We start from the raw sequence: 10,958 nt of genomic DNA on the forward strand, positions 1-10,958 counted from the left end.
GTCCACCGGACGAGAGGGACCGGACCCATGAGTTCTGTACTGCACCCGCTGAGCACGGGTGACGATCCATCCATAACGAGGGCCACCACCACGGCCGTCCCGCACGCCACCACGACCGCCACCGCGCACACCACCACGACCGCCACCCCGCACGCCACCGCGACCGCCGCCGCGCAGGGCGTCTCCGCCGCTCGCGCCTACCGGCCGATCTCCTCCCATCTGGCGATCACCCCACCGGTGAGTGTGGTGATCCCCGCCATGAACGAGGCGGAGAACCTCCCCTATGTCTTCAAGTCCCTGCCCGGCTGGATCCATGAGGTGGTCCTGGTCGACGGCAACTCCACCGACGCCACCGTCGACGTGGCCCGGGAGCTGTGGCCCGGGGTGCGGGTGGTCGAGCAGCGCGGCAAGGGCAAGGGGGACGCGCTGATCAGCGGGTTCGAGGCGTGCACCGGCGACATCATCGTGATGGTCGACGCGGACGGCTCGGCCGACGGCGGCGAGATCGTCTCGTATGTCTCCGCGCTGGTCTCCGGCGCCGACTTCGCCAAGGGCTCCCGGTTCGCCAACGGCGGCGGCACCGACGACATGACCTTTGTCCGCCGCCTCGGCAACCGCGCGCTGTGCGCGGTCGTCAACGGGAAGTTCGGCGCCCGCTACACCGATCTCTGCTACGGATACAACGCGTTCTGGCGGCACTGCCTCGACCGGATCGACCTCGACTGCACCGGCTTCGAGGTGGAGACCCTGATGAACATCCGGGTGGTCAAGGCGGGTCTGAAGGTCCAGGAGATCCCCAGCCACGAGTATCTGCGCATCCACGGCACCAGCAATCTGCGGGCCGTCCGGGACGGGCTGCGGGTGCTCAGAGTGATCCTGGCGGAGCGCTCCAACCGGCGGGCGCTGCGCCGCCGGGCCGTCCGCCGCCCCTCGCCGATGCTCGACGCGATCCGGGGAGAGGCGTCTTGAGCGGTCCCGGCGGCCCCGGCGCGGTCGTGGACCCGGCTCCCGTCGTGATCTCCGTGGTGATCTGCGTCTACACCGAGGACCGCTGGGAGGACATCCGCGCGGCGGTCGCCTCGGTACGGGCGCAGTCCCGGCCCGCGCTGGAGACGCTGCTGGTCGTGGACCACAACCCGGGGCTCCTGGAGCGGCTGGCCCGGGAGCACCGGGAGGCCGGTGGGGTGCGGGTGCTCGCCAACGCCGGTCCGCGCGGGCTGTCGGCGGGCCGCAACACCGGGATCGCCGCCGCCCGGGGCGAGGTGATCGCCTTCCTGGACGACGACGCCGTCGCCGAGCGGGACTGGCTGGCCAGCTTCGCCGCGCACTACGCCGACCCCCGGGTGATGGCGGTCGGCGGGCGCACCGAGCCGCTCTGGGCGTCCGGGCGGCGCCCGGTCTGGTTCCCGGAGGAGTTCGACTGGGTGGTGGGCTGCACCTACCGGGGCCAGCCCGGCGGGGTCGCCCGGGTGCGCAATGTCCTCGGCGGCAACGCCTCGTTCCGCCGTACCGCGTTCGACGCGGCGGGCGGCTTCGCCACCGGCATCGGCCGCGACGGCGACAGACGCCCGCTGGGCTGCGAGGAGACGGAACTGTGCATCCGGCTGGCGCACGCCGTGCCGGAGGCGGTGCTGCTCCTGGACGACCGGGCGGTGATCCACCACCGGGTGCCCGGGGTGCGCGAGCGGTTCGGCTACTTCCGCACCCGCACCTACGCCGAGGGCCTGTCGAAGGCGCTGGTGGCGCGCAGTGTCGGCGCCGCCAAGGGGCTGGAGTCCGAACGCCGGTACGCCACCCGGGTGCTGCCGTCCGGGGTGGCGCGCGGGCTGCGGGACGCGGTGCTGGCCCGGCCGGGCGGCGCCGGGCGCGCGGGCGCGATCGTCGCGGGCGTGCTGACCGCGGCCGGTGGGTACGTCGTCGGCAGCGTCCGCGCCCGGCGCGGGGGGACGGCGTTCGAGGCGGGGCGGATCGAGGGGGGCCCGATGAACGGGACGGACGCGATGGGCACGGCCGGGAGCCCAGAGGAGAGACCCGAGGCCGAGGGGGGCCCGATGAACGGGACGGACGCGATAGGCACGGCCGGGAGCCCGAAGGAGAGACCCGAGGCCGAGGGGGGCGGCTGTCGTGGCTGAGGTGCGCGTCCCGATCCTCATGTACCACTCCGTCGCCGCCGAGCCCAGCGAGAGCACCCACGCGCTGTCGGTGGCGCCGGAGGCGTTCGCCGCGCAGATGGGGCTGGTGGCCGGGCTGGGCATGACCCCGCTGACCACCGCCGAACTCGCCGGCCGGTGGCGCGAGGGCCGCCCGCTGCCGCCCCGGCCGGTGCTGATCACCTTCGACGACGGCTACGAGGGGGTGCACCGGCACGCCCTGCCGGTGCTCGTCCGGCACGGCTTCGCCGCCACCCTGTTCGTCTCCACCGGCTGGCTGCGCGGCCCCTACGACACCGGGGGCGGGCCGGACACCATGCTCGACTGGAAGCAGGTCCGGGCGCTGGCCGCCGCCGGGGTCGAGATCGGCGGCCACAGCCACAGCCACCCCCAGCTCGACCAGCTCGACGACGACGCCCTGCGCGCCGAACTGACCCGCTGCCGGGAGGTCGTCGCCGTCGAACTCGGCGCCCGGCCCGCCTCCTTCGCCTACCCGTACGGCTACTCCGACCGGCGGGTGCGCGAGGAGGTGCGGGCCTCCGGGTACGCCCAGGCGCTCGCCGTCGGCAACGCGCTCGCCGCCCGGCGGCAGGGCCCGTACGCGCTGCACCGGGTGACCGTGCGGCGCGGGACCGGGGCCGAGGAGTTCGAGCGGCTGCTCAGCGGCCGTGCCATCGCCCGCACCTTCGCCCGGGACCGCGCCCTGACCAAGGGGTACGCCCTGGTCCGCCGCGCCCGCCAGGTCCGCCGGAAGGCCACCCGAATCCGTGTCTGACACGACCACGACGACCACCACCGAGAGCACCGGGACCGGCGGCACCGCCGGGACGGCGACGGGAACACCGCCGCGCCGGCTGCGGCTGCCCGGTCTCGGCCGCTCCGGGGGCGGCAGCCCGCTGCTGCGCAACGCCTACGCCCTGATGCTCAACACCGGGATCTCCGCGGTGCTGGGCCTGAGCTTCTGGCTGGCCGCGGCCCGCTACTACGACGAGTCCTCGGTCGGGCAGGGCTCGGCCGCCATCGCCGCGATGAAGCTGCTGGCCGGGCTGACCGCGGTGACCCTCACCGGGGCGCTGGCCCGGTTCATCCCGATCGCCGGGGGCAGCACCGGGCGGCTGATCTTCCGCACCTACGCGGGCAGTTCGCTGATCGTGGCGGTGGCGGCCGGGGGGTTCCTGCTGACGCTGGACCTGTGGGGTCCGTCGTACCGCTTTCTGGACGGGCCGCTGCCCGCGCTGTTCTTCGTGGTGGCGGTCGTCGCCTGGAATCTGCTCACCCTTCAGGACGGGGTGCTGACCGGGCTGCGCAGCGCGACCTGGGTGCCGGTCGGCAACACCGTGTTCTCGGCGGTGAAGCTGGGGCTGCTGGTGGCGTTCGCGGTGGCGGTGCCCACCGCCGGGGTGTTCGTGTCCTGGGTGGTGGCCACCGCGTTCTCGGTGCTGCCGCTGGGCTGGCTGGTGTTCCGGCGGCTGGTGCCGCGCCATGTGCGGGCCACCGAGGGACGGCAGGGGCCGCCGTCCCTGCGGGAGGTGGGCCGCTTCCTGGCCGGGGACTACACCGGGTCGCTGTTCTCGCTGGCCGTGGTCTATCTGGTGCCGGTGATCGTCGCCGCGCAGGTCGCCTCGGCCGACAACGCGTACTTCTACATCACCACCACCATCGGCGGCACGGTCAATCTGCTCGCCATCAACATGGGCGCCTCGCTCACCGTGGAGGGCTCGCACGACCCGGCGCGGCTCGCCGCCAACACCCGGGCGGCGCTGCGGCGGATGGCCCGGATCATGCTGCCGGTCGCCGCCGTGCTGTTCGCCGGGGCGCCCTGGATCCTGTCGGTGTTCGGCGCCGGGTACGCGGACGCGGCGACCGGGCTGCTGCGCTGGTTCGCGGTGGGTGCGGTGCTGCGGGTGGTGATGGAGACCTACTTCGCGGTGCTGCGGGCGCAGAGCCGGACCGCCGGGCTGGCCTGGCTCCAGGGGCTGCTGTGCGCGTTGGTGCTGGGGCTGACGCTGGTGCTGCTGCCGAGGATGGGTCTGGTGGGCGCCGGGGTCGCCGAGATCAGCAGCCTCGCGGTGATCGTCGCCCTCGCCGCGCCCCGGCTGTACCGGACGATCCGGGCGACGCCGGGCGACGGCGGCGGCAGCGGCGGCAGTGGCAGCGGGGCGGGGGACGCGGTGGCGTCCGACGGCGACCTCGCCGACCTGGGCGCCGGGCGGGCGGGGCCGCGTGACCGGCGGCGGGGCCCCGCCTGGGCGCGGGACGCCGACACGCTCGCGCTGGGCATCCCGGCCGACTTCGACCATGTGGAGCGACGGCCGGACGTCCGGCCGGGGCCGGGGGCGGCGTCGGCGGGGGTGCCGGTGGTGCGGCCGGGGGCGGCGTCGGCGGGGGTGCCGGTGGTGCGGCCGGGGTCGGGGTCGGTGAGGGCGGCGGCGGGGGTGCCGGTGGTGCGGTCGGGGCCGGGGGCGGGGTCGGCGGGGGTGCCGGTGGTGCGGCCGGGGTCGGGGGCGGGGTCGGTGGGGGCGTCGGCGGGGGTGCCGGTGGTGCGGCCGGGGCCGGGGGCGGCGTCGGCGGGGGTGCCGGTGGTGCGGAGACCGGCGTGGGCGGTGGGGGCGGCTGTGGCGGCCGGGGCGGCGGAGACGCCGGGGGCTCGTGTCCCGTCCGGGGCGGTGGAGACGCCGGGGGCACCGGGGGCTTCTGTCCCGTCCGGGGCGCCGGAGACACCCGGGGCGTCCGCGTCGGCCGAGAAGGGCCCGCCCCGGCGTCGGCGTCCCCGCCCGCTGCTCCCCACCCGCGTCGGCGCGGCCCTCGGCGCTCTGCTGGCCGCCGCCCTGCTGCTGTACTGGGTGCCGGCCGCGCGGCTGGGCGAGAGCGATCTCGACGCGATGGGCGGGCTGGGGCTGATCTCGGTGCTGCCGGTGCCCACCCTGGTGGGCGCGGCCCTGCTGGTCGTGGTGTTCACCTCGCTGCTCTGGCTGCACCGGGAGCACCGGGCGCTGCTGCTGGTGACGCTGCTGGCCACCGTCGTGTCGCTGCACGCGCTGCCCGCGGTGATCGAGACCGAGCCGCGGTTCGCGACGGCGTGGCAGCATCTCGGCTTCCTGGACTACATCGACCGGACCGGTACGGCCGTACCCGATCTGGACGCGCGATGGAGCTGGCCGGGGTTCTTCGCGGCGGCGGCGTTCGTGGCGCAGGCGTGCGGGGTGGACGACCTCACCGAGGTGATCCGCTGGTGGCCGCTGACGATGCAACTGCTGTACCTGGCGCCGATGTTCCTGCTGACCCGGGCGCTGCGGGCGGGCTGGAGGGCGCGCTGGACCGGGATCTGGGTGTTCGGCTTGAGCGGCTGGGTCGGCCAGGACTACTTCTCGCCGCAGGGCTTCACCTATCTGCTCTATCTGGTGTTCGTGGCGCTGCTGCTGGTGTGGTTCCGGGCCCCGCATGTCATCTGGGGCCGGGTGCGGCCGGGCGAGACGGAGGTGGAACCGGCGGACCGGCGACAGCGCACGGTGCTGCTGCTGGTGGTGATCGGCCTGTTCGCGGCGAGTGTCCCGGCGCATCAGCTGACCCCGTTCGTGATGCTCGGGGTGCTGGCGGTGCTGGTGTTGATCGGCCGGTCGGAGCTGCGCGGGCTGCCGGTGCTGTGCACGGTGATGGTCGCGGCCTGGATCGGCTTCCTGGCCGAGCCGTACTGGTCGGGGCACTTCGAGGAACTCTTCGGCGGGATCGGCGGGGTCGGCGGCAATGTCTCCTCGTCGGTCTCCGGCCGGATCGAGGGCGGCTCCTCCACCCACACCCTGGTGCTGTACGTACGGGTGCTGCTGGCCGGCGGGGTGATGGCGGTCGCCTGCTGGGGCTGGTGGCGGCGCCGCTTCCACCGCTACCGCGAACGCGTCCTGCCGGTCCTCACCTTCGTCCCGTTCCTCGGCTTCGGCATGCAGTCCTACGGCGGGGAGATGGCACTGCGGGTGTTCATGTTCGCGCTGCCCGGCGCGGCCCTGCTCGCCGCGCTCGCCCTGTTCCCGCGCACCGGCGCGACCGCGAAGGAGCGGGCGGCGGACGGGGTGAGTCTGGCGCCGCTGGCCGCGCTGCTGGCCGGGCTGGTGCTGATGGGCGGCTTCCTGGTGGCCCGCTGGGGCAATGAGCCGTTCGAACGGATCCGGCCGGGCGAGGTCGCCGCGATGGAGTACGTCTACGCGCACGACGATCCGACGCTGCGGCTGCTGTGGCTGAGCAACGACGTGGTCGACAATGTCACGCCCGCGATGCCGTGGGGGGCGCGGGACATGGAGAAGGTGGAGTATGTGCCGACGCTCGCGCCGCCCGATCCGGTGCTGGTGTCCGGCCTGGTCAAGGCGCTCAGGGACGCGGGGCCGAACGCGTATCTGATGGTGAACCGGGGTCAGGTCACCTATCTGACGATGGACTCGGGCTATCCGGTGGCGTGGGAGGCGCGGCTGATCGAGAACCTGGACCGGCGGCCGGAGCTGACCAAGCCGTTCGTGAACGGGGACGTCACCCTCTACGCGCTGCGGGAGCAGCCGTCCGATCCGGTGCCGCGCGCCGATCCCGGCCCGGCCGGGCCGCGGGTGACCTGGACGCCGTGGTCGGTGGTCGGGGCGCTGGCCGCGGTGGCGCTGATCGTGCTGCTCGCGGGGCGTGAGGTGGCGCGGGTGGCGATGCGGCCGAGTGTGCGGCAGCTGCGGCTGCTCCAGGGCAGCTTCTGGTTCTCGCTGCCGCTGCTGGCGGTGTTCTTCGCGTCGCTGGTGCAGCGGTTCCTGACGATGAGGTGAGGTGAGGGCGGTGTGCGCCGGGTGGGGCTCAGCGCTCCAGCCAGCGCACCTCGTACGCTGCCAGGCCGAGCCGTGCGCCGTCGACCTCGGCGGTGGTCCGGCGGTCGCGGGTGTTGACGACGAGGAGGGTGTCCGCGGAGGCGAGCACCCGGACCCCGGCCGGATCACCGGCGGTGACGGGGACGTCCTCGTAGCGGGTGCCGGGCGGGAAGGCGGCGGAGAAGCGGGCCAGCAGGCCGTACATCGGCAGGGCCGCGCCGCCGTCGGCGGTGTCGGTGGGGGTCCAGAGGCAGCCGGGGCAGTCGGGGCCGGTGCGGCGCTGCGGGTTCCAGTAGAAGCCGGTGGTGGTGCCGCCCCGGGCGAGCGCGATCAGACCACTGGCGTGGACGGCCGTCCGGTGGGGCTCGGACCAGCCCTCGCGGTCGTCGTGGGAGTCGGCGGGCTCGACGTAGTACTCGGCCCACCACAGCGGCAGCTCCCCGGTGCGGTCGCGCACCCACCGGCTGACGGCGGTGAACTTGTCGGTGGCGGCGAACTCGTCCGGCAGCAGCTCGTCGTCCCGGGTGTAGCTGGAGCCGTCGACGACCACGAAGTCGGCGCCCGCCCGGTGCTCGTTCCAGTAGTCGAAGGCGTCCAGGACCCGCTGGTCGGCGGCGCCCCAGGGGCCCTTGAGGGTGGGTGAGGCCAGCTCGGTCTGGCGGGGGTCGACGCTGTCCATGACGAGATAGGGCCCGCCGACCAGGATGTCCTCGTTGACCTGTTTGAGCGCCGCGTACACCAGGTTGTAGAGCCGGGTGTAGCCCTCGTAGTCCCAGCGGGCCGCGGTGTCGTTCCAGAAGCCCTTGAACTCGTTCCAGACGATGAAGTGGCGTACATCGGGGTAGCGCTCGGCGACGGTCGCGGCGAGGGCGGCGAAGTCGGCGAAGTGCCCGGGTTCGGGGGCGGTCTCCAGGGCGGTCCAGTCGGTGGTGCCGGACTCGCCGCCCTTCATCCAGTCGGGCGCGCAGCACAGGGTGATCACGGGGGTGGCGCCGCTCTCCCGGGCGAAGTCGATCCGGCGGTCCAGGGCGGCGAAGTCGTACCGGCCCTTGGACGGCTCGGGGTTGTCGGCGCCCCAGCCCATGATGTGCTGGTTCTGCGGCAGCGCGGTGCCGGTGAGCCGCTCGGTGACCCGGGACACGGCGGCCGGGTCGCCCTCGTCGGCGCTGAACTGCGTGTGGGTGAAGCCCCAGCCGACATCCGGTCCGCTGTCGTCGGGGGTGGCGGGGGTGCCGTGCACCTGGTCGCCGTCGGGGGTGGTGCCGGACGGTGAACCACCGCCGCCGGACAGGGTGTTGACCAGGGTGAGCACCAGGGCGAGCGTCGCGGCGCCGACGCCGAGCAGTGCGGCGAGCCGCCACCGCCGTACCCCCGGATTCCCCCCATGACGTGCCATCGAGGGCAACAGTAGCCGTGCGACCACCCGGTGGAAACGGGGTGCACTCGGGGCGCGCGTGCCCGATCATGGCGGCATGTCCGACCTCCCGCACGACGTCCCGCCGCTCCGGCTCAACGTCGACGACTCCGACTCCCCGTCCGACGTCGTCGACCTGCTGTTCCTCGGTCGTTTCGCGACCGGCGAGCAGCCGTACGCGCACGCGGCGAACATCGAGCGCGTACGCGCCGGCGCGACCCTGCTGCCCCCGGGCGCGCGGGTGCTGCGCCTGTCCCGCGACGACGACCGCAGCGCGACCCTCGCCGAGGGCGACGGCTGGACGCTGCTGATCTCCCGCTGGAACCGGGGCGCCGATGTCACGGTGACCGCGACCACCGCCGAACTCGCCGCGAAGGTGCTGGAGGAGGCCACGGACGGGGCGGCCGACGAGCCCGAGCCGCAGCCGGAGAACGTGACGATGGGCTTCTGGTACATGTCGCCCCGGCGCGGCCCGTACCGCACGACCCGGCAGATCGCGGCCGGCACCTGGGACGAGGTGCGGGCCAACTACACCGCGCCGGTCGCGGACGCGATGGGCACGCTGATGAAGACCACCCCCGAGGACATCGCCGGGCGGCTGCTCCTGCTGCACGGCCCGCCGGGCACCGGCAAGACCTCCGCGCTGCGCACGCTGGCCCGGTCCTGGCGGGACTGGTGCCAGGTGGACTGCGTACTGGACCCGGAGCGGCTCTTCTCCGACGTCGGCTATCTGATGGACATCGCGATCGGCGAGGACGACTCCACGGGCAAGGGCCGCTGGCGGCTGCTGCTCCTGGAGGACTGCGACGAACTGATCCGCGGCGAGGCCAAGCACACGGCGGGCCAGGCCCTGTCCCGCCTGCTGAACCTCACGGACGGCCTGCTCGGCCAGGGCCGCAATGTCCTGGTCGGCGTCACCACCAACGAGGACCTGGAACGGCTCCACCCCGCCGTGGTCCGCCCCGGCCGCTGCCTCGCCCGCATCGAGGTCGGCGCGCTGACCCGCCCGGAGGCGGTCACCTGGCTGGGCACGGAGGAGGGCGTAGGCCGCGAGGGCGCGACCCTGGCAGAGCTGTACGCCCTGCGCCGGGGCACGTCTCCGACGTCCTTGCCGGAACCTCGGGGTGGGACGGAGGCGGGGTTGTATTTGTAGGGGGGTGCTCCGGGGGGCGGGGGCGGGGCGGGGTGCTTCGCGGGGGGGGCCTGCGGGGGGGCGCCCTGCGGGGGGCCCTGCGGGGGCGCCCTGCGGGGGGCGAGTCGCTGCGCGAGTCGCTCCGCGGGGGCAGGCGGGGTGGGACAGCCGGGCGGACACTCGGGGTGGGCAGGCGGGGTGGAGCACGTGGGGTGGGGCGGTCGCCCCGGGTTTGGTCACGCCGGGTGGGGGCGGCCCGGGGGCGGATCAGCCAGGGTAGGGGCGGCCTGAGGGCGGATCAGCCAGGGTAGGGGCGGCCTGAGGGCGGATCAGCCGGGGTGAGGCACCCCGGGCAGGGTGGGGCGTTTCGGGCCAGGCGGATCACCCGTGGGGGGCGGATCGACTCAGGCGGGGCGGGGCACGCGGAGTTGGGTCACGCCGAGTGGGGGCGCCCCGGGGCGAGTCACCCCGGGTGGGGCAGTCGCCCCGGGGTGGGTCACGCCGGGTGGGGGCGCCCCGCGTCGAGCCACCCTGGGTGGGGTAGATCGGCCGAGGTGAAGCGGGTCGCCCAGAGTGGGGCGGGTCATCCCGGGTCGAGGGACTCCGGGTGGGTCGGATCAGCCGGGGTGGGGCGGGGCGGGGCGGCCGTGACAGGGCGGGGCACCCCAGCATGGACGGGGCACCCCGGGTGGGACGGGTCGCCCCGAGTGGGGGAACCCAGGTGCGGCGGATCAGCTCGGGGCGGGGAGGCACCCGGGCCGGGGCGGTTCATCCCCTGGCGGGGCGGATCGCCCCCGGCCGGGTCGTGGCATCTCAGGTGAGGCGAAGCACCCCGGGTCGGGGAGGCACCCCCCTCCAGGGCGGATCACCCCGCCGGGTCGGGGAACCCCAGTGAGGCGAAGCACCCCAGGTCGAGGAGGCACCCCCGCCAGGGCGGATCAACCGGGGCGGATCACCCCCGACAGCGCGGATCACCCCCGACAGCGCGGGCCACCCCAGGCCGGGCGGATCACCCCCGCCGGATCCGGGCACCCCCAGGTGAGGCGAAACGCCCCAGGTCGAGGAGCCATCCCCGCCAGCGCGGATCAACCGGGGCGGATCACCCCCGGCAGCGCCGGTCACCCCAGGCCGGGCGGATCCCCCCGCCGGGTCCAGGCACCCCCAGGCGAGGCGAAGCACCCCAGGCCGAGGAGCCATCCCCGCCAGAGCGGATCAACCGGGGCGGATCACCCCCGACAGCGCCGGTCACCCCAGGCCGGGCGGATCACCCCCGCCGGATCCGGGCACCCCAGGTGAGGCGAAACACCCCAGGCCGAGGAGCCATCCCCGCCAGCGCGGATCAACCGGGGCGGATCACCCCCGACAGCGCCGGTCACCCCAGGCCGGGCGGATCACCCCCGCCGGATCCGGGCACCCCAGGTGAGGCGAAA

General features: G+C 74.8%; 6 protein-coding genes. 5 read left to right on the forward strand and 1 reads right to left on the reverse strand.

Annotated features, from left to right (window positions below; translation table 11 throughout):
• Positions 1 to 27 precede the first annotated feature (27 nt).
• From ABZX40_RS01780 to ABZX40_RS01795, 4 genes are all read left to right on the forward strand, one after another.
• Positions 28 to 969, forward strand: coding sequence for a glycosyltransferase family 2 protein (locus ABZX40_RS01780; RefSeq protein WP_355745842.1), 942 nt, complete (start codon positions 28 to 30; stop codon positions 967 to 969).
• Positions 966 to 2,132: a glycosyltransferase family 2 protein gene (locus tag ABZX40_RS01785; RefSeq protein WP_355745845.1), complete on the forward strand. Its 1,167-nt coding sequence runs from the start codon at positions 966 to 968 to the stop codon at positions 2,130 to 2,132. Before ABZX40_RS01780 ends, ABZX40_RS01785 begins: the two co-directional genes overlap by 4 nt.
• Positions 2,133 to 2,151: 19 nt before the next feature.
• Positions 2,152 to 2,925, forward strand: coding sequence for a polysaccharide deacetylase family protein (locus ABZX40_RS01790; protein WP_355745866.1), 774 nt, complete (start codon positions 2,152 to 2,154; stop codon positions 2,923 to 2,925).
• A 145-nt stretch (positions 2,926 to 3,070) separates the two neighbouring features.
• Positions 3,071 to 6,943 carry a polysaccharide biosynthesis C-terminal domain-containing protein gene (locus ABZX40_RS01795; RefSeq protein ID WP_356162401.1) on the forward strand — a complete coding sequence of 1,291 codons (3,873 nt, stop codon included), beginning with the start codon at positions 3,071 to 3,073 and terminating at the stop codon, positions 6,941 to 6,943.
• 28 nt (positions 6,944 to 6,971) lie between these two features.
• On the opposite strand, the gene ABZX40_RS01800 is transcribed toward ABZX40_RS01795, so the two are convergent.
• Positions 6,972 to 8,378 (reverse strand): xylan 1,4-beta-xylosidase, encoded by a 1,407-nt coding sequence (locus tag ABZX40_RS01800; RefSeq protein WP_355748259.1) that lies wholly within the window; start codon positions 8,376 to 8,378, stop codon positions 6,972 to 6,974.
• Between the two features lie 76 nt (positions 8,379 to 8,454).
• On the opposite strand from ABZX40_RS01800, the gene ABZX40_RS01805 reads away from it, so the two are divergent.
• Positions 8,455 to 9,549 (forward strand): DUF5925 domain-containing protein, encoded by a 1,095-nt coding sequence (locus tag ABZX40_RS01805; protein ID WP_355748262.1) that lies wholly within the window; start codon positions 8,455 to 8,457, stop codon positions 9,547 to 9,549.
• The last annotated feature ends 1,409 nt before the right edge of the window (positions 9,550 to 10,958 follow it).

This window comes from Streptomyces sp. NPDC004610 (assembly GCF_040609715.1).
GTDB lineage: Bacteria > Actinomycetota > Actinomycetes > Streptomycetales > Streptomycetaceae > Streptomyces.